The sequence below is a fragment of the Actinacidiphila sp. bgisy160 genome (assembly GCF_965342435.1).
GTDB lineage: Bacteria > Actinomycetota > Actinomycetes > Streptomycetales > Streptomycetaceae > Actinacidiphila.
This window is the reverse complement of the sequence record NZ_CBDRCM010000047.1, coordinates 31,275-49,264: the sequence shown is the minus strand read 5'-3', so window position 1 is coordinate 49,264 and position 17,990 is coordinate 31,275. Positions and strand designations below refer to the sequence as shown.

The following is a 17,990-nucleotide window of genomic DNA, read 5'->3' as shown; positions in this document are numbered from 1 at the left end:
GGACCCCTCTCCCGCGCCCACCCGTGGCTCAGATGCGGCCTCCCGAGGCGGAGTCCGCGGACAGCCGCTGGGCGAGGTAGACCGGGACCACCGACGCGGCGACCAGGACGGCGGCGACCACGTTGACGACGGGAGCCTGCTGCGGCCTGGCCATGTTGCTGAAGATCCACACGGGGAGGGTCTGGACGCCGGGACCGGCGGTGAAGGTGGTGACGACGATCTCGTCGAAGGAGAGGGCGAAGGCGAGCAGCCCGCCCGCCAGCACGGCCGTGCGCACCAGCGGGAAGGTGATGTCGCGGAAGACCTGGAAGGTGTCGGCCCCCAGGTCCATCGCCGCCTCCTCGAACGAGCCGGAGGTGCGCCGCAGCCGGGCCACGACGTTGTTGAAGACCACCACGACGCAGAAGGTGGCGTGGCCGACGACGACCGTGAACAGGCCCAGCCCGACCCCGAGCGGTTCCAGCACCGTGCGGAACGCGGTGTTGAGGGCGATGCCCGTGACGATGCCGGGCAGCGCGATCGGCAACACGACCAGGAAGGAGAGCGCCTCCCGCCCGAAGAAGCGGTACCGCGAGACCGCGAAGGCGATCATGGTGCCGAGGACCAGGGAGATCGCTGTCGCGCCCAGGCCCGCCTTCACCGAGGTCCACAGCGCGGAGCGGGCGCCGGAGCTGTGCCAGGCGTCGGCCCACCAGTGCAGGGTCAGGCCCGAGGGGGGCCAGCCGAAGCCGCGCGCGGCGTTGAAGGAGTTGAGCAGGACGAGCAGCAGCGGTGCGTAGATGAAGGTGAAGCCCAGCACGGCCGCGACGCGCAGGGCGACGCGGGCGGGACGGGATAGTTGCATGGTCACGGCCCTCACAGACTCCGGAGCGCGCCGGTGCGCCGCATGGCCAGCAGATAGACGACGATGACCGCGACCGGCACGGTGCCCAGCGCGGCGGCGAGCGGCAGGTCGAGGGTGATGTTGGAGTAGACGACGTTGCCGATCAGCTGGGTCTTGCCACCGACGATCTGCACCGCGATGTAGTCGCCGAGGCTGAGCGAGAAGGTGAAGACGGAGCCGGCCGCGACCGAGGGCAGCACCATCGGCAGCACCACGGACCTGAAGGTGCGCCAGGTGCGGGCGCCCAGGTCCGCGGAGGCGTCCAGCAGGCTGGCCGGCAGCTGCTCCAGCCCGGCGTGGATCGGCAGGATCATGTACGGCAGCCACAGGTAGGCCAGCACCATGATCGCCGCGGGCAGCCCGTAGCCGGGACCGCTCAGACCGAGGGGCCTGAGCACCCAGTCCAGCGGCCCGTCCTCGGAGAGGATGATCCGCCAGGCGTACGCCTTGACCAGGTAGCTCGCCCACAGCGGCGTGAGCACGGCGACGACCAGCAGGTGCCGGTACCTCGGGGCGGCCACCCGGGCGGTGTAGAAGGCGATCGGGAAGGCGATGACGATGTCGATCGCGGTCACCGCGACCGCGACGCCGATGCTGCGCAGGGCGACGTCCCGGTAGACGCCGGTGGTGAGGACGGTGCGGAAATTGTCGGTGTTCCAGACCTTGACCACGTCGGAGGTGAAGGCGTCGGTCGTCCAGAACGCGGAGAGGAACAGCGCTGCCAGCGAGCCCAGATAGGCCAGGACCAGCCACAGCAGCGGGGCGGACAGCAGCAGCGACAGCCGCAGCCGCGGGCGGCGGTGCAGGGAACCTGCCAGCCGCCGCCCGAGGGCGCCGCTCGTGGTGGACGGGGTGGACGAGGTGGTCACGGACGGCTCAGCCCTTGATCTCGGTCCAGGCCTGGACCCACTTGGCGTAGGGCACGCATTTCACGTCGGTGCGGCCGTCCAGGCACTGCGGGATGGGCGTGTTCCAGAAGTGGACCTGCTTCCAGTACGGCTCGTCGGCCGCGTGGAAGACGGTGCAGTGGTTCTTGTCCGCGGTCAGGGCGCAGGACTTCTCGTTCGCCGGGGCCTCGCCGAACCACTCGGCGACCTGGGCGTTCACCTTCGGCGAGACGATCCAGTCAAGCCACTTGTAGGCGCAGTTGGGGTGCTTGGCCTTGGCCGAGACCATCCAGGTGTCGGACCAGCCGGTGGAGCCCTCGCTCGGCAGGACCGCCTCGACCGGCGCCTTCTCGCCCTTGGCGAGGTTGGCGATGACCTGCCAGCTGGTGCCGATGACGGAGTCGCCGCTCTTGAAGGCGGAGATCTCCTTGAGGTAGTCGCTCCAGTACTCGCCGACGTTGGCGTTCTGCTCCTTCAGCAGGGCGACGGAGGCGTCGAACTGCTTCTGGTCCAGCGCGTACGGGTCCTTGATGCCCAGCTCCGGCTTGGTCTTCATCAGGTACAGCGCGGCGTCCGCGATGTAGATGGCGGAGTCGTACGCGGTGACGTGGCCCTTGTAGGGGGAGGCCGCCTCGAAGACCGCCGACCAGGAAGTGGGGGCGGGGGAGACCTTGTCGGTGCGGTACATCAGCAGGTTGGCGCCGCGGCCGTGCGGAATGCCGTAGGCGACCTTGTTCACCGAGTTCCACTTCTGCATCTTCAGGCTGGCGAAGACGTCCTTGTAGTTGGGGACCAGCCCGGTGTTGACCGGCGCCGCGTCGCCCGAGGCGATGAGGCGCAGCGAGGCGTCGCCGGAGGCCGAGACGGCGTCGTACTGGCCGGTCTTCATCAGGCTGACCATCTCGTCGGACGTGCCGGCCACCTTGGTGTTGACCTGGCAGCCGGTCGCCTTCTCGAACGGGGTGACCCAGTCGACGGACTTGTCGTTCGAGCCGTCCTCGGCGTAGCCGGCCCAGGCGATCAGGTTGACCGCGCCCTCGGTCCTGCCCAGGGCCTTCGGCGCGCTGAGCTTGGGCGGGGTGAAGGCGCCGCCGGAGGGGCCGGTGCCCTTTCCGGAGGGGGACGACCCGCCGCAGGCGGTGGCCAGGGCCAGGACGGTAAAGGCTGCGAGGGTACGGGTCAGACGCACGTGGACTCCGTTTCCGGGTGGGGGGACTGGACGGTGACGTTGTGCCGGCGGTGCCACTGGAGGCGGACGCGGGTTCCCCGGTAGGCGGCGACGTCGGCCGAGGAGGTCTCCTGGTTCTGCTGCAGGGCGGTCAGCCGGCCGCCCTCGTCGAGGTCGACCAGGAAGCGGGTGGCGTCGCCGAGGTAGACGACCTCGGCGACGGTGCCGGAGACGGTGCGCAGCTCGTCGTCCGCGGGGTCCGGGGGCCCGGGGGGCACGCCGGGGGCCAGCAGGCGGATCTTCTCCGGGCGGACGCTGTAGGTCCCGGTGTCGTCGGTGAGCAGGTTGGAGGTGCCGACGAAGCCGGCGACGAAGGGCGTGGCCGGCCGCTCGTACACCTCGGCGGGGGTGCCCACCTGCTCGATCCGGCCGCCGTTGAAGACCGCGATCCGGTCGCTGAGGGTCAGCGCCTCCTCCTGGTCGTGGGTGACGAAGACGAAGGTGATGCCCACCTCGCGCTGGATCGCCTTCAGTTCGACCTGCATCTGCTCGCGCAGCTTGAGATCGAGCGCCCCCAGCGGCTCGTCGAGCAGCAGCACCCGGGGCCGGCCCACCAGGGCGCGGGCCAGCGCGACCCGCTGCCGCTGGCCGCCGGAGAGCTGCGCCGGGCGGCGACCGCCGAAGCCCTCCAGCCGGACCGAGGCGAGCGCCGCGCGGGCGCGTTCGATCCGCTCCGCCTTGGGCACCGCGCGGACCTTCAGCCCGTAGGCGACGTTCTGCTCCACCGTCATGTGCGGGAAGAGCGCGTAGTCCTGGAAGACGGTGTTGACGTCCCGCTCGAAGGGGGCGAGCCGGGTGACGTCCCGGCCGGCCAGCGCCACGGTGCCGGCGGTGGGGGCCTCGAAGCCCGCGATCATCCGCAGCACCGTGGTCTTGCCGGAACCGGAGGGGCCCAGCATCGAGAAGAACTCTCCGTCGGCGATCTCCAGGTCCACCCCGGCGACCGCGTGCACTTGGCCGAAGGACTTGCGCAGGTCCCTCAGGCGTACGGCGGGGGTCCCGGTGTCCGTTGCCTCGGCCGTTCCCTCCATCGGCGGGGAACCTTTCTCTTCGCCTGGAACATTGACCGGAAACCTATGAAGTTATATTTCAAAGGACAAGGCCTGGCCGGGGTAAAACTTTCGCCAAGTGAGAAGGTGGGCGGGTGAGCAAACTTTCGAATGGCGCGCTGCACGCCGTCTTCGCGCCGGTCGGCAACCTCGCCCGGGTCGACGCGGTCGTACGGCGCCTTGCGGACGCCATCGAACTGGGCCTGCTCGCCGACGGCGAGCAGCTCCCCGGCGAGACCGAGCTCGCCACCCGCCTCGGCGTGTCCACCGTGACCCTGCGCGAGGCCCTCATGGCCCTGCGCCAGCAGGGACTGGTCACCACCCGCCGCGGTCGCGGCGGCGGCAGCTTCGTCACCGCCCCCGACCCGCCGCGCACCACCCGGCTCGGCCACCGGCTGGCCGACTGGAGCACCGAGGAACTGCGTGACCTGGCCGACCACTGGGCCGCCGTCGCCGGCACCGCCGCCCGGCTGGCCGCCCAGCGCACCGAGCCCGCGGACCTCGTTCCGCTGGAACGCTCCCTGGAGGAGTTCGAGGCCGCCGACGACCTCGCCGCCCGCGGCCGCGTCTACGGCAGGCTGCACGTGGAGCTCGCCGCGGCCGCCCAGTCGGCCCGTCTCACCAAGGAGGAGATCCGTATCCAGGCGGAGATCGGAGCGCTAATCTGTCTCGCACTCGGGGAGGACGACGCCCGCGCGGAGGTCGTCGGGCTGCACCGCGCGCTGCTCCGCGCCGTGCGCGACGGCGACCCGGAGCTGGCCCGGTCCCTGGCCGAACGGCGGGTGCAGCACGCGATGGAGCGCCTGATCGGACTGCGTCTGACCGTCACCGGCTGACCCGGGCGTCCGCACCTCCCGTCCTCCCGCACCGGAGGCAGCCGCCGTGGCCGTCAGCTCAACCACCCTCGTCGACGAGGTCGTCGCCGACGTCGTGGACCGGGTCCGCGGCACTTTGGAGGACGTCTTCGCGGACGTCGCCCAGGTCGCCGAGCGCACCACCGCCATCGCCGCCGTCCGCGCCGCCGGCCGGGCCCCCACCACCGCGGACCTCGCCGCCCTGCGCCCGCTGCTGCACGAGCGGCTGCGGCGCCGGCACGACCTGGTCTCCGGCATCGGCTTCATCGCCGAACCCGGGCTGCTCGGCGATGTGCCGGCCTGGCTGGAGTGGTGGCAGAACCACGGGGAGGACGGCCTGCGACCGCTCCTGCCCGACCTCGACCCGGGCACCTCGGCCTACTCGGACTACACGCACTGGGACTGGTTCGCGCTGCCCCGCAGCACCGGCGAGCGCGCCGTGGCCGGACCGTACGTGGACTACCTGTGCTCCGACGAGTACAGCCTCACCCTGTCGGTGCCGGTCCAGCACGGCGGCCGCTTCCTCGGCGTCGCCGCCGCCGACGTGTACCTGCGGCACTTCGAGGCCGCGGTGCTGCCGCTGCTGCGCCGGCTGCCCGCGCCGGCCGCCCTGGTCAACGCCCGGGGCCGGGTCGCCGCCTCCACCGACCCCCGGCACCTGGCCGGCTCGCTCCTGCGGAGCTTCAGCGGCCGGTCCTGCGGACCGATCCCGCTGACGCTCGTCACGGCTCTCCCCGGACAGTCCCGCGGCGCGTAGTTCCGCGCCGCGTGCCGGGAAAGCCCGCCGCGCGGCTCCGGCGCGGCTCCGGCGCGGCTCCGGGCCCGGGAACGCGCGTGGCGGGGGAGCGGTCAGAGCTCCGCCAGCACCGCGTTCGTGAGCGCCGGCCACAACGGCAGGGCCCACTCGCCGAAGTCACGGTCCGTCAGGACGACGCAGGCGGCGCCGGCGTCGGGGTCGACCCACAGGAAGGTGCCGGACTGGCCGAAGTGGCCGAAGGTGCGCGGGGAGGACGAGGCGCCCGTCCAGTGCGGGGACTTGTGGCCCCGGATCTCGAAGCCCAGGCCCCAGTCGTTGGGGTTCTGGCCGCCGTAGCCGGGCAGCACGCCCTTGAGGCCGGGGAAGACGACGGAGGTCGCCGCGGCGACCGTCTCCGCGGCCAGCAGCCGCGGTGCCTGCAGCTCGACGGCAAAGCGGACCAGGTCGTCGGCGGTGGAGACCGCGCCGGCGCCCGCCGAGCCCGGGCAGTCGGTGGCGTGCATGCCGAGCGGCTCCAGGACCGCCTGCCGCAGGTACTCGGCGAAGGGGATCTCGGTGGCCTTGGCGATGTGGTCCGCCAGCGCGTCGAAGCCCGCGTTGGAGTAGATCCGCCGCGTGCCGGGGGCCGCCATCACCCGGTGCTCGTCGAAGGCGAGGCCGGAGGTGTGGGCGAGCAGGTGCCGTACGGTCGAGCCCTCGGGGCCGGCCGCCTCGTCGAGCTCGATCGCGCCTTCCTCGATCGCGACCAGCGCCGCGTAGGCGGACAGCGGCTTGGTCACCGAGGCCAGCCGGAAGCGCCGCCCGGTCTCGCCGTACGCTCCCAGGACGGTGCCGTCACGGCGGACGACCGCCGCCGCGGCCGTCGGGACAGGCCAGTTCTCGATCGCGTTCAGGCTGCTCAGGCTCCGCATGACCGTGAGCCTAACGAATGGCCTTGCCTGGAGTGCACTCCAGGGTTTTAGCGTGGAACCCATGACCGTGACGCAGGTGGCCAAGGGCAAGCCCGGAAGCGTACTCAGCTGCTCCGACGAGGTGCGGCACCCCCTCCCGGACGGCCGGGACCGCTACACGATCAGCGAGGTGGCGGCCTTCACCGGTCTGAGCGCGCACACGCTGCGCTGGTACGAGCGGATCGGGCTGATGCCGCACGTCGACCGCTCCCACACCGGGCAGCGCCGCTTCACCAACCGCGACCTCGACTGGCTGGCCTTCGTCGGCAAGCTGCGGCTGACCGGGATGCCGGTCGCGGACATGGTCCGCTACGCCGAGCTGGTGCGGCTGGGGGAGCACACCTTCTGCGACCGCCAGGAGCTGCTGGAGTCGACCCGGCGCGACGTGGTGCGGCGGATCGCCGAGCTGCAGGACACCCTCGCGGTCCTCGACCACAAGATCGACACCTACGCTGACGCCCGCCGGGCGTCGGAGAGGGCATGAACGGGATGAGCGACAACAACGAGCCGATCGTCAAGGTCACGCTCGGCACGAGCGGCCCCCTGGTCGGCGTGCAGGGCCTGGGCTGCATGGGGATGAGCGAGTTCTACGGCCCCACCGACGAGGCCGCGGCCCGCGCCACGCTCGGCACCGCCCTGGACCTCGGGGTGACGCTCTTCGACACCGCCGATGTGTACGGCATGGGGGCCAACGAGGAGTTCATCGCCCCCTTCGTGCGGGAGCACCGGGACGGGATCACCCTCGCCACCAAGTTCGGCATAGAGCGCAAGGCCGACGACCTGCGGTACCGGGGCGTGCGCAACGACCCGGAGTACATCCGCCGGGCAGTCGACGGCAGCCTGCGGCGCCTCGGCGTGGACGTCATCGACCTGTACTACATGCACCGCCGCGACCCCGCCGTGCCGCTGGCCGAGTCCGTCGGCGCGATGGCCGAGCTGGTGCGGGCGGGCAAGGTGAAGCACCTGGGCCTGTCGGAGGTGACCGGGGCCGAGCTGCGCGAGGCACACGCCGTGCACCCGATCGCGGCCGTGCAGTCCGAGTGGTCGCTGTTCAGCCGGGACGTGGAGATCTCGCTGACCGGTGCCGCCGCCGAGCTGGGGGTGGCACTCGTGCCGTACTCCCCGCTGGGCCGCGGCTTCCTGACCGGCTCCTTCCAGGACGCCTCCCAGCTGTCGGCGGACGACTTCCGTCAGTACCAGCCCCGCTTCTCCGGGGAGAACGCCAAGCGCAACCTCGACCTGCTGGAGCCGCTGCGCGAGGTCGCGAAGGCCCACGACGCCACGCCCGCCCAGATCGCCCTGGCGTGGGTGCAGCAGCGGGCGCAGGTGCACGGGCTGACCGTCGTGCCCATCCCGGGCACCCGCAGGGCCGAGCGCCTGCGGGAGAACGCCGCCGCCACCCGGATCGTCCTCGACGAGGCCGAGCTGGGCCGGCTGGAGCCGATCGCCGGGCAGGTCGCGGGTGACCGCTACCCCGACATGTCGTCCACGTCGGCGGCCCGCGAGTAGCCGTCCCGGTCCAGGGCGGGCCGCGTCCGAGCGGCCCGCTGGACCGCCGCCAGGACCGCCGCCGCCAGCGGCAGCGACTCGTGGACGAGGCCGTAGCCGAGGCCGAACACCACGGTCGCCGGGTCGTCGTCGGGGTTGCCGGAGGGGCGGCCCTCCGCGTCGCGCGCCAGCAGCCGCAGGTGGCCGCCGAGCATCTCGGGGGAGCGCCAGTCGACGCCGGACAGCCCGGCGACCGGGAAGTGCTGGTCACCGGCCTTCCACTTGGCTGTCGACGCGCCCGTCCAGAACCAGCGGAAGGACACCGTCTCGCCGTCGAAGGACGCCTTGCCGTCGTACGCCTTGAACGACAGGGGCGCGGACGGCACCTCCACCAGGTGGCGCGGGGCCGGTTCGGCGTCCGCGCCGCCGCCGGCCGCCCCGATCGCGGAGAGCAGTTCCCCGGCGTAGTACTCGGCGAGCAGCTCCCGCTCGGCGGGCAGCACCAGGCGGTAGGGGTCGGCGGTCTCCTTGAGCTGGCCCTTGGCGGCCTCCATCAGCGGATCGGCGCCCCGCCGCGGGAGCGCGCGCAGCACGATCGTGCCGCGCCGCCCCGGGGCCAGTTCGACGCCCGCGAGGGCCTCGTAGGGGACACGCCGCCGCACCAGGGTCTGCAGCAGCTTCGAGTTGCGCATCCCCCGCTCGTAACGGATGAGCACCGCATCGGTATCGAACTCCCATACGGCGTTGGATCCGGCCAATACGTCACCCATACGGGTCATCGTAGGCCGCGTCGCCGTTTCGGGAACCGGCCGGGAGCGGCCGGACTAGGCCAGGCGTAGGCCAGGCCTACCAGGCCGCGCCCGCCGTGCAGTCGCTGCCGGCGGCGCACCGGACGTCCGGGTAGCGGCCGAGGGCGATGCTGGTGAAGTTGGCGAGGCTGTCGGTGCCGGAGCGGAAGTACCCCGCGTGTCCCTCGGCGTCCTCGGAGGTCACCACCCGGGCGCCGAAGGCCCGGGAGACGGGGTCCGCGCCGTGGCCGAGGCCGGCGAACTCCATGTGCGGCACGTCGCCGATCCAGTCGGTGCCGTCGCGTGTGGCCCACACCCGGGCGGCCGTGCCGAGGTCGGCCGCCGTGTCCGCCCGCATGCCGGGGCTGCCGAAGACGGCGATGTCGGAGACCCGGCCGGACGGCAGGCCGGGGGCGGCGACGCCGCACAGCACCGAGCCGTAGGAGTGGCAGAACAGCGAGACCGAACCGCGTCCCGGCAGCGCCCGAACCAGTGATGTCAGCCGGACGGCGCCCTGCTCGGCGAGTTCCCCGGTGGAGGCGTCCAGGCCCACGCCCTGCGGGGTGGTGTAGTCGGCCCAGGCGATCACGGCCGTGCTCGTGCGCGGGGCGGCGGCGCGCTCGGCCGCGTACAGCGCGCGGGCCATGCCGACGGGGGCGCGGGCCGGATCGTCCTCGCGCTCGAAGGAGAGCACGTCGGTGTCGACCCCGGGCACGACGACCGACACCCGTTCGGCGGTGTCGAGGTCGCCGAACACTTCGGCGGCGCGTCCGCGGCCGGTGGGGTCGAAGGCGAGGATCTGCCGTCCGCCGTCGAGTAGCGAGGCGTAGCGGCCGGCGCGCTGCGCGGCGTCCTCGCGGCCCTCGGCGGTCAGCAGGGAGCTGTGCGAGCGGGCGGTCTCCTGAAGGCCGGCCGTGCGGAGCGAGCGCCGGTTGGCCTGGTAACGCAGCGAGATCGGAGCGCCGTTGAGGTTGCCGACGACGAGCGGGTAGCGCTCGGCGAGCCGCTTGGCGCCGTCCGGCCCGACCGAGGCGAAGAAGCGGGCGATGATGCCGGGGCCCGACCGGGGGTCGGGGAGCGGATGCCCGCCCACCGAGCCGTGCCGCCACGCGGCCGTGGCCACCGCCAGCGCGTCCCCGCCGCCCTTGTGATGGCGCAGCGCGGTCCAGCCGGTGGTCGCCAGCATGACGAAGACCACGGCCAGGGCCAGGAGGGCGCGCACGGAGGGAGAGCTGAAGCGCTCGTCGACGAGGTTCACTGGGGGACACCCTAGGAGACGCTGGAGATCACCCGGGCGCGCCGTGACTCAAGTCACGTTTGGAACAAGGAGATTCCGGACACACCCGGGTGTTCGTCCCACGGCTGTGCGAGGACCGGGACCAGCAGGTTCAGGTGGTCCTCGGTGATCCGGCGGATGGACTCCACGCTGGTCTCGTCGCCGTCGCCCCACAGGCGTTGGGCCACCCGGATGACCCCGCCGACGGCCGCCACGAGCACCCGCGGCCGCGGGTCGGCCGGGTCCAGGCCCTCGCGGGCGGCGATGACCGAGGCGAGCCGTTCCTCGACGAGCGCCGAGTGGCGCATCTGGGCGGACAGCAGCGTCGGCGTGGACTCGATCACCCGGTACATCGCCATGTAGGTGGACAGTGGCACGACGGCGGCGATGACCGCGCTGATGCTGTGCCAGGACTCGTCCAGCGCCGCGCGCAGCGCCTCGAAGGGCGGTTCGCCGGCCGGCCGCTCGGCCACCGCGTCGACGAAGGCCTCCTCGACGCTGTCCTCCAGCGCGAGCGCGACCTCCTCCTTGCCCGCGAAGTAGCGGAAGAAGGTGCGCTGGGAGACCTCGACCCCGGCCGCGATCTCGTCGACGGTCGTGCGCTCGTACCCCTTGACGACGAAGAGCTCGATCGCGGCCCGTATGAGCGCGTCGCGCGTCCGCTGCTTCTTGCGTTCGCGCAGTCCGCACACGGGCGTCGCGCGCATCGCGTGCTTCATCTGCCGTCCACCTCCAGGGGCCCCACCATACTTCCGTGCTCCTGACAGTTACGACGGATGACTGCTTTGGTCAAATGTCAGGCGCTGACATAATCTCTTGCCCATGACCCAAGCCTCCGTCGTCACCGGCAAGGGCCCGGACCAGATACCGGCGCCCTCCAAGAAGCCCCTGCGCGGCCACCCCTGGCTGACCCTGTTCTCGGTCGCCATCGGCGTCATGGTGGTGGCGCTGGACGGCACGATCGTCGCCGTCGCCAACCCGGCCATCCAGGCCGACCTCGGTGCCTCCCGCGAGCAGATCCAGTGGATCACCACCGGGTACATGCTGGCCCTGGCGGTCTCGCTGATCACCGCGGGCAAGCTCGGCGACCGGTTCGGGCACCGGCAGACCTTCCTCGTCGGCCTCGCCGGCTTCGCCCTCACCTCCGGCCTGATCGGCGTGTCCAGCGGTGTCGGCATGGTGATCACGCTCCGCGTCCTGCAGGGCGTGTTCGGCGCGCTCCTGCAGCCCGCCGCGCTCGGCCTGCTGCGCGCCACCTTCCCGGCCGAGAAGCTCAACATGGCCATCGGCATCTGGGGCATGGTCATCGGTGCCTCCACCGCCGCCGGGCCGATCGCGGGCGGTCTGCTCGTCGAGCACGTCAATTGGGAGTCGGTCTTCTTCATCAACGTGCCCGTGGGTCTGGTCGCGCTGGTCATGGGCCTGGTCATTCTCAAGGACGTGCGCGCCGACAACGCCCCGCGGTCCTTCGACATCCCCGGCATCGTGCTGCTCTCCGGCGCGATGTTCGGCCTGGTGTGGGGCCTGATCAAGGCCCCGGAGTGGGGCTGGGGCGACCCGCTGACCCTGGGTTTCCTGGTCGGATCGGTGCTGCTGTTCGTCCTGTTCGCGTTCTGGGAGACCAAGGCCTCCGAGCCGCTGATCCCGCTGCGGATGTTCCGCTCGGTGCCGCTGTCCGCGGGCACCGCGCTGATGGTGCTGATGGCCTTCGCCTTCCTGGGCGGCCTGTTCTTCGTCACCTTCTACCTGCAGAACGTCCACGGCATGTCGGCGGTCGAGTGCGGTGTCCACCTGCTGCCGCTCACCGCGATGATGATCGTCAGCTCGCCCGTCGCAGGCGCGCTGATCACCAAGTTCGGTCCCCGGGTGCCGCTGGTCGGCGGCATGGTGTGCACGGCGGTCGCCATGTTCGGCATGACCGGCCTGGAGGCCGACTCCGGCACCGCCGTCATGTCCCTCTGGTTCGCGCTGCTGGGCCTCGGCCTGGCCCCCGTGATGGTCGGCGCCACCGACGTCATCGTCGGCAACGCCCCGCTGGAGCTGTCCGGCGTGGCCGGCGGCCTCCAGGGCTCCGCGATGCAGGTCGGCGGCAGCCTCGGCACCGCCGTCCTGGGCACGATCATGGCCTCGCGGGTGGACAGCGTCCTGCCCGAGAAGTGGGCCGCCGCCGGGCTGCCCCCGCTGAAGGGCGAGCCGGCCGCGCAGGCCGCGGACGCGGTCGTCGTCGGTGTGCCGCCCGTCGCCAAGGAGACCCCGGCCCAGGTCGTGGCACTGATCACGAAGGTCACCAACGAGACCTTCCTCTCGGGGATGGGCCTGGCCTTCACCGTCGCCGGCATCGTGGCCGCCTTCGCGGCGGGCATCGCCCTCCTGACCAAGCGCGGCGTCAACGCGGACGCCGCCGGCGGCGGGGTGCACATCTGACGCCGGACGATTCCCTATCCGGGTGAACGAGGCCCGGGGCCCTTGGCGGCCCCGGGCCTCGCCGTTCACCGTGGAGCTCCGACCATCACGGGGGAGTGATCCACATGCGCAACGCAGCCCTGACCCTTGCCCTGACCGCGGCCGCCGCGGTCCTGGCCGCTCCGGCCCCGTCCGCGGCGGCCGTCCCCGCCGGCCGCTGCGACCCCGGGGAGCTGTGCCTGTGGGGCAGGCCGGACTACCGCGGGGCACGCCTGATCCACGAGCTCGCCGACACCGACGTCAACTCCTGCGTGCCGCTGCCGCCGGGGACGTCCGCGAAGTCGTTCGTCAACCGGACCCGCAAGCTCGTGACGACCTACCAGAGCGCCGAGTGCTCCACCGAGGGCGACTTCGTGACGTTCCCGTCCGGCACATGGGTCCCGGAATCCCGGCACACGATCCGCGCCTTCCAGATCGTCGACCAGTGACACGAGCCCGCGGGGAGCCGGGAAAGGCCGGGGCCCCCGTCGCGCGGTCGCGCGGCGGGGGCCCGGTCGGGACGACGGTGTTACGCGTCGCCGCCCGCGGCGCCGGGGTCGGCGGCGGCGACGTCGAGCAGCTGGTACCGGTCGATCGCCTGCTTCAGCACGGAGCGGTCGATCTTCCCCTCCTTGGCGAGCTCGGTGAGCACGCCGAGGACCACCGACTGGGCGTCGATGTGGAAGAACCGGCGCGCCGCGCCACGGGTGTCGGCGAAGCCGAAGCCGTCGGCACCGAGCGACTGCCAGGTGCCCGGCACCCAGCGGGAGATCTGGTCCGGGACGGCCCGCATCCAGTCCGAGACGGCCACGAACGGGCCCTCTGAGCCGCTGAGCTTCTGCGTCACGTACGGGACGCGCTGCTCCTCCTCCGGGTGGAGCAGGTTGTGCTCCTCCGCCTCCACGGCGTCGCGCCGCAGCTCGTTCCAGGAGGTCGCGGACCACACGTCGGCCCGGACGTTCCACTCCTCGGCGAGGATCCGCTGCGCCTCCAGCGCCCACGGCACGGCCACGCCGGACGCCAGGATCTGCGCCGGGATCGCGCCCGCCTCGGCGGCCCGGTAGCGGTACAGGCCCTTGAGGATGCCCTCGACGTCCACGCCCTCCGGCTCGGCCGGCTGGACGATCGGCTCGTTGTAGACGGTGAGGTAGTAGAACACGTTCGGGTCCTCGCCGTCGGCGGGCTCGCCGTACATGCGGCGCAGGCCGTCCTTGACGATGTGCGCGATCTCGAAGCCGAACGCGGGGTCGTACGCGACGACGGCCGGGTTGGTCGAGGCCAGCAGGTGCGAGTGACCGTCGGCGTGCTGCAGGCCCTCACCGGTGAGGGTGGTGCGGCCCGCCGTGGCGCCCAGCACGAAGCCGCGCGCCAGCTGGTCGGCCATCTGCCAGAACTGGTCGCCGGTCCGCTGGAAACCGAACATCGAGTAGAAGACGTAGACCGGGATCAGCGGCTCGCCGTGGGTCGCGTAGGAGGACCCTGCGGCGATCAGCGAGGCCGTGCAGCCCGCCTCGGAGATGCCGTCGTGCAGCATCTGGCCGGTCGGGGACTCCTTGTAGGCCAGCAGCAGCTCGCGGTCGACCGACTCGTAGGTCTGGCCCAGCGGGTTGTAGATCTTGGCCGACGGGAAGAGCGAGTCCATGCCGAAGGTGCGGTACTCGTCGGGGGCGATCGGCACGAAGCGCTTGCCGATCTCCTTGTCCCGCATGAGGTCCTTCAGCAGCCGGACGAAGGCCATCGTGGTGGCGATCGTCTGGTGGCCGGAGCCCTTGCGGGTGCCCGCGTAGGCCTTGTCGTCCGGCAGCGCCAGCGGCCTGGCCCGCACGACGCGGGTCGGGACGTAGCCGCCCAGGCCCTTGCGCCGGTCGTGCATGTACTGGATCTCTTCGGAGTTCCGGCCCGGGTGGTAGTACGGCGGGGCGCCGGACTCCAGCTCCTTGTCCGCGATCGGCAGGTGCAGCCGGTCGCGGAAGCGCTTGAGGTCGTCGACCGTCAGCTTCTTCATCTGGTGGGTCGCGTTGCGGCCCTCGAAGTTCGGGCCGAGCGTCCAGCCCTTGACGGTCTGGGCCAGGATCACGGTCGGCTGGCCCTTGTGCTCGCGGGCGGCCTTGTACGCCGCGTAGATCTTGCGGTGGTCGTGGCCGCCGCGGCCCAGGTGCAGGATCTGGTCGTCGGTGAGGCCGTCGACCATCTTGCGCAGCCGGTGGTCGTCACCGAAGAAGTGGTCGCGGATGTACGCGCCGGTCTCGGTGGCGTAGGTCTGGAACTGGCCGTCGGGCGTGGTGTTGAGCTTGTTCACCAGCACGCCGTCGCGGTCCTGCGCCAGCAGCGGGTCCCAGGTGCGGTCCCAGATCAGCTTGATGACGTTCCAGCCGGCGCCGCGGAACTGCGACTCCAGCTCCTGGATGATCTTGCCGTTGCCGCGCACCGGGCCGTCGAGCCGCTGCAGGTTGCAGTTGACGACGAAGGTGAGGTTGTCCAGGCCCTCACGGGCGGCCAGGGACAGCTGGCCGAGCGACTCCGGCTCGTCCATCTCGCCGTCGCCGAGGAAGGCCCACACGTGCGACTGCTCGGTGTCGGCGATGCCGCGCGCCTGCAGGTAGCGGTTCATCCGGGCCTGGTAGATCGCGCCCAGCGGGCCGAGGCCCATGGACACGGTCGGGAACTCCCAGAAGTCCGGCATGAGCCGCGGGTGCGGGTAACTCGACAGGCCGTACGGCGCCTTGGACTTCTCCTGGCGGAACGCGTCGAGCTGGGTCTCGGAGAGCCGGTCCAGCAGGAAGGCCCGGGCGTACACGCCGGGGGAGGCATGGCCCTGGAAGAAGATCTGGTCCCCGCCCTTGCCGTCGTCCTTGCCCCGGAAGAAGTGGTTGAAGCCCACGTCGTAGAGGGAGGCCGAGGAAGCGAAGGTGGCGATGTGCCCGCCGACGCCGATACCCGGCCGCTGCGCCCGGGACACCATGACCGCGGCGTTCCAGCGGGTCGCGTTGAGGATGCGCCGCTCGATGTCCTCGTTGCCGGGGAAGAACGGCTCGTCCTTGGTCGCGATGGTGTTGACGTAATCCGTGCTGCGCATCTCGGGCACGGCAACCCGCCGCTCGCGGGCACGCTCGATCAGGCGGAGCATGAGGTAGCGGGCGCGCTCGCGTCCGCGCTCGTCGATGGCGGCGTCAAGCGAGTCGAGCCATTCCGCCGTCTCCTCGGGATCGAAATCCGGGACCTGGCTGGGAAGGCCGCCAATGATGATCGGGTTGCGATCTGATCCGGAAGCCACGCTATTCCTTCGCTTCTAGGGTCTTGCTCTGCTGGGTCGCGCCGCCTCCATCGTGTACCGCGCGTTCGGGATACGTCATCTCTACTGAGTGGTAACCACCACTAAGTGAGACAGACCCCTCTTCCAGACCCTCTTGAGGCTCTCGCATGGCTGTCCGGTGGCCGTCCGACCAAACCGCAACTCTACGCCCACTCGGACGTACGACCGACCGCGGCCCCGATTCGGGAGAAATCCTGGCATAGTGGAGTGAGCCACGTCACCCCTCACGGTTCGGGTTGCGGTGACACGTCAACGTTTGGGCGGGATGGGCGGCTGGGTACTTGCGCGAACCGCCGCGCCCGTGTGGACTACCGCCCATAACCCCGCACAGGAGCGGGAAGACAACCCCCATGACAGGAGGCAGAGCGTGAGCGCGACCGCGGGCCACGCGGAGGAGCAAACCAACCCGGCGAGCCGGCTTGGTTTTGAGCCCGGACAGGTGGTCCAGGAGCTCGGCTACGACGACGACGTCGATCACGAGCTCCGTGAGGGTATTGAGGGGATCACGGGCGAAGAGCTCGCGGACGAGGAGTATGACGACGTCGCCGACGGCGTCATCCTGTGGTTCCGTGATGATGACGGCGATCTGACCGACGCCCTGGTCGACGCCACGTCCGCCATCGACGAGGGCGCCCAGATCTGGCTCATGACCCCGAAGACCGGCCGTGACGGGCACGTCGAGCCGAGTGACATCGGAGAGGCCGCGCAGACTGCGGGCCTGGCTCAGACCAGTAGTGTCAACGTCTCCAAGGACTGGACCGCCAGTCGTCTGGTGACCCCCAAGACGGCGAAGGCCGGCAAGCGCTGAGGCGTTCCTGACCGGCACCGCGCCCCCGTGACCCAGCGTCGCGGGGGCGCCTCGCATTTCGCCGGCGGGGCGGTGCGAGACTGGGCCGCGGGGCCCGGCCGCGGGCCCCGTCACCGTCACCGGAGAGGTGTGTCCACCATGGCGCTCGCCGTAGGAGAGAAGGCCCCCGACTTCGCGCTCAGGGACCAGCACGGCCGGACCGTGCGGCTGTCCGACTTCACGGGCTCGAAGAACGTCGTGCTGCTCTTCTTCCCCTTCGCCTTCACGGGGGTCTGCACGAGCGAGCTGTGCGCGCTCCGCGACGAGCTCCCGGCGTTCCAGAACGACGAGGTCCAACTGCTCGCGGTCTCCAACGACTCGATGCACACCCAGCGCGTCTTCTCCGACCAGGAGGGCCTGGAGTACCCGCTGCTGTCCGACTTCTGGCCGCACGGCGAGGTCTCCCGGGCCTACGGCGTCTTCGCCGAGGACAAGGGCTGCGCGGTGCGCGGCACCTTCGTCATCGACAAGGAGGGCGTGATCCGCTGGACCGTCGTCAACGGCCTGCCGGACGCCCGTGACCTGAACGAGTACGTCAAGGCGCTCGAAGCCCTGTAGTCCCGGGGAACCGGGTACTAACCTCAGGGCGTTGATCCTGGTGCGACCTCGAGACAAGCAGCACGCGATGACATGGGAGGACTCGTGGGAGTCAGCCTCAGCAAGGGTGGCAACGTATCGCTGACGAAGGAGGCCCCCAACCTCACGGCCGTCATCGTCGGCCTCGGCTGGGACGCCCGCACCACCACGGGCGCGGACTTCGACCTCGACGCCAGCGCCCTGCTCACGGGCACCGAGGGCAAGGTCCTCTCGGACCAGCACTTCGTCTTCTTCAACAACCTCAGGAGCCCCGACGGCTCCGTGGAGCACACCGGTGACAACATCACCGGTGAGGGCGAGGGGGACGACGAGCAGATCAAGGTGAACCTGGCCGGCGTGCCGGCCGATGTCGCCAAGATCGTCTTCCCGGTGTCGATCTACGACGCCGAGACCCGTCAGCAGTCGTTCGGCCAGGTCCGCAACGCGTTCATCCGCGTCGTCAACCAGGCCGACAACAAGGAACTGGCCCGCTACGACCTCACCGAGGACGCCTCGACCGAGACGGCGATGGTCTTCGGGGAGCTGTACCGGCACGGTGCGGAGTGGAAGTTCCGGGCCATCGGCCAGGGATACGCGTCCGGGCTGCGCGGCATCGCGCAGGACTTCGGCGTCAACGTCTGATTCGCCGGGG

Annotated in this window: 18 protein-coding genes; 9 read left to right on the top strand and 9 right to left on the bottom strand. The window is 71.3% G+C overall.

Going from position 1 to position 17,990, the window contains the following annotated elements; translation table 11 throughout:
- Positions 1-28 precede the first annotated feature (28 nt).
- From ACRWNP_RS28650 to ACRWNP_RS28635, 4 genes are read right to left on the bottom strand one after another with little or no spacing between them, the layout of a single operon-like run.
- Complete coding sequence (locus ACRWNP_RS28650) at positions 29-844, bottom strand: ABC transporter permease (RefSeq protein ID WP_431966346.1); 816 nt, start codon at positions 842-844, stop codon at positions 29-31.
- An 11-nt stretch (positions 845-855) separates the two neighbouring features.
- A complete protein-coding gene (locus ACRWNP_RS28645) occupies positions 856-1,752 on the bottom strand; it encodes an ABC transporter permease (protein WP_431966344.1) in 897 nt (298 codons plus the stop codon).
- Positions 1,753-1,759: 7 nt separating this feature from the next.
- Entirely contained in the window at positions 1,760-2,959 is a 1,200-nt protein-coding gene (locus ACRWNP_RS28640; RefSeq protein ID WP_431966342.1) for an ABC transporter substrate-binding protein, read from the bottom strand.
- Positions 2,950-4,029: an ABC transporter ATP-binding protein gene (locus tag ACRWNP_RS28635; RefSeq protein ID WP_431966340.1), complete on the bottom strand. Its 1,080-nt coding sequence runs from the start codon at positions 4,027-4,029 to the stop codon at positions 2,950-2,952. Before ACRWNP_RS28635 ends, ACRWNP_RS28640 begins: the two co-directional genes overlap by 10 nt.
- Before the next feature lie 113 nt (positions 4,030-4,142).
- Between ACRWNP_RS28635 and ACRWNP_RS28630 the strand changes: the two genes are divergently transcribed.
- A complete protein-coding gene (locus tag ACRWNP_RS28630; RefSeq protein WP_431966338.1) occupies positions 4,143-4,883 on the top strand; it encodes a FadR/GntR family transcriptional regulator in 741 nt (246 codons plus the stop codon).
- A 46-nt stretch (positions 4,884-4,929) separates the two neighbouring features.
- Complete coding sequence (locus tag ACRWNP_RS28625; protein WP_431966336.1) at positions 4,930-5,658, top strand: cache domain-containing protein; 729 nt, start codon at positions 4,930-4,932, stop codon at positions 5,656-5,658.
- Between the two features lie 92 nt (positions 5,659-5,750).
- Here ACRWNP_RS28625 and ACRWNP_RS28620 read toward each other — a convergent pair whose 3' ends face one another.
- Positions 5,751-6,569 carry a serine hydrolase domain-containing protein gene (locus ACRWNP_RS28620; RefSeq protein WP_431966334.1) on the bottom strand — a complete coding sequence of 273 codons (819 nt, stop codon included), beginning with the start codon at positions 6,567-6,569 and terminating at the stop codon, positions 5,751-5,753.
- Between the two features lie 61 nt (positions 6,570-6,630).
- On the opposite strand from ACRWNP_RS28620, the gene ACRWNP_RS28615 reads away from it, so the two are divergent.
- Positions 6,631-7,092 carry a MerR family transcriptional regulator gene (locus ACRWNP_RS28615; RefSeq protein ID WP_431966332.1) on the top strand — a complete coding sequence of 154 codons (462 nt, stop codon included), beginning with the start codon at positions 6,631-6,633 and terminating at the stop codon, positions 7,090-7,092.
- Between the two features lie 5 nt (positions 7,093-7,097).
- Positions 7,098-8,117: an aldo/keto reductase gene (locus ACRWNP_RS28610; RefSeq protein ID WP_431966376.1), complete on the top strand. Its 1,020-nt coding sequence runs from the start codon at positions 7,098-7,100 to the stop codon at positions 8,115-8,117.
- Here the strand turns inward: ACRWNP_RS28610 and ACRWNP_RS28605 are convergent.
- From ACRWNP_RS28605 to ACRWNP_RS28595, 3 genes are all read right to left on the bottom strand, one after another.
- Positions 8,078-8,866 carry a DUF4429 domain-containing protein gene (locus tag ACRWNP_RS28605; protein ID WP_431966330.1) on the bottom strand — a complete coding sequence of 263 codons (789 nt, stop codon included), beginning with the start codon at positions 8,864-8,866 and terminating at the stop codon, positions 8,078-8,080. The genes ACRWNP_RS28610 and ACRWNP_RS28605 overlap by 40 nt on opposite strands.
- Before the next feature lie 76 nt (positions 8,867-8,942).
- Positions 8,943-10,142, bottom strand: coding sequence for an alpha/beta hydrolase (locus ACRWNP_RS28600; protein ID WP_431966328.1), 1,200 nt, complete (start codon positions 10,140-10,142; stop codon positions 8,943-8,945).
- 53 nt (positions 10,143-10,195) lie between these two features.
- A complete protein-coding gene (locus ACRWNP_RS28595) occupies positions 10,196-10,879 on the bottom strand; it encodes a TetR/AcrR family transcriptional regulator (RefSeq protein ID WP_431966326.1) in 684 nt (227 codons plus the stop codon).
- A 103-nt stretch (positions 10,880-10,982) separates the two neighbouring features.
- Here ACRWNP_RS28595 and ACRWNP_RS28590 point away from each other — a divergent pair, with 103 nt between their 5' ends.
- Both ACRWNP_RS28590 and ACRWNP_RS28585 read left to right on the top strand, forming a co-directional pair.
- Positions 10,983-12,584: an MFS transporter gene (locus tag ACRWNP_RS28590; protein ID WP_431966324.1), complete on the top strand. Its 1,602-nt coding sequence runs from the start codon at positions 10,983-10,985 to the stop codon at positions 12,582-12,584.
- Between the two features lie 104 nt (positions 12,585-12,688).
- Positions 12,689-13,051: a peptidase inhibitor family I36 protein gene (locus ACRWNP_RS28585; RefSeq protein WP_431966322.1), complete on the top strand. Its 363-nt coding sequence runs from the start codon at positions 12,689-12,691 to the stop codon at positions 13,049-13,051.
- Positions 13,052-13,131: 80 nt separating this feature from the next.
- Here the strand turns inward: ACRWNP_RS28585 and aceE are convergent, their stop codons facing one another.
- Positions 13,132-15,876 carry a pyruvate dehydrogenase (acetyl-transferring), homodimeric type gene (gene aceE / locus ACRWNP_RS28580; protein WP_431966320.1) on the bottom strand — a complete coding sequence of 915 codons (2,745 nt, stop codon included), beginning with the start codon at positions 15,874-15,876 and terminating at the stop codon, positions 13,132-13,134.
- Positions 15,877-16,282: 406 nt separating this feature from the next.
- On the opposite strand from aceE, the gene ACRWNP_RS28575 reads away from it, so the two are divergent.
- From ACRWNP_RS28575 to ACRWNP_RS28565, 3 genes are all read left to right on the top strand, one after another.
- A complete protein-coding gene (locus ACRWNP_RS28575; RefSeq protein WP_026250565.1) occupies positions 16,283-16,723 on the top strand; it encodes a DUF3052 domain-containing protein in 441 nt (146 codons plus the stop codon).
- Between the two features lie 138 nt (positions 16,724-16,861).
- Positions 16,862-17,320: a peroxiredoxin gene (locus tag ACRWNP_RS28570; protein ID WP_431966318.1), complete on the top strand. Its 459-nt coding sequence runs from the start codon at positions 16,862-16,864 to the stop codon at positions 17,318-17,320.
- An 84-nt stretch (positions 17,321-17,404) separates the two neighbouring features.
- Positions 17,405-17,980: a TerD family protein gene (locus ACRWNP_RS28565; protein ID WP_431966374.1), complete on the top strand. Its 576-nt coding sequence runs from the start codon at positions 17,405-17,407 to the stop codon at positions 17,978-17,980.
- The last annotated feature ends 10 nt before the right edge of the window (positions 17,981-17,990 follow it).

Coding starts and splice junctions, on each gene's coding strand:
- ACRWNP_RS28650 (WP_431966346.1), bottom strand. CDS start 844: ATGCAACTATCCCGTCCCGCCCGCGTCGCCCTGCGCGTCGCGGCCGTG.
- ACRWNP_RS28635 (WP_431966340.1), bottom strand. CDS start 4,029: ATGGAGGGAACGGCCGAGGCAACGGACACCGGGACCCCCGCCGTACGC.
- ACRWNP_RS28620 (WP_431966334.1), bottom strand. CDS start 6,569: ATGCGGAGCCTGAGCAGCCTGAACGCGATCGAGAACTGGCCTGTCCCG.
- ACRWNP_RS28615 (WP_431966332.1), top strand. CDS start 6,631: ATGACCGTGACGCAGGTGGCCAAGGGCAAGCCCGGAAGCGTACTCAGC.
- ACRWNP_RS28610 (WP_431966376.1), top strand. CDS start 7,098: ATGAGCGACAACAACGAGCCGATCGTCAAGGTCACGCTCGGCACGAGC.
- ACRWNP_RS28605 (WP_431966330.1), bottom strand. CDS start 8,866: ATGGGTGACGTATTGGCCGGATCCAACGCCGTATGGGAGTTCGATACC.
- ACRWNP_RS28595 (WP_431966326.1), bottom strand. CDS start 10,879: ATGAAGCACGCGATGCGCGCGACGCCCGTGTGCGGACTGCGCGAACGC.
- ACRWNP_RS28590 (WP_431966324.1), top strand. CDS start 10,983: ATGACCCAAGCCTCCGTCGTCACCGGCAAGGGCCCGGACCAGATACCG.
- ACRWNP_RS28585 (WP_431966322.1), top strand. CDS start 12,689: ATGCGCAACGCAGCCCTGACCCTTGCCCTGACCGCGGCCGCCGCGGTC.
- ACRWNP_RS28570 (WP_431966318.1), top strand. CDS start 16,862: ATGGCGCTCGCCGTAGGAGAGAAGGCCCCCGACTTCGCGCTCAGGGAC.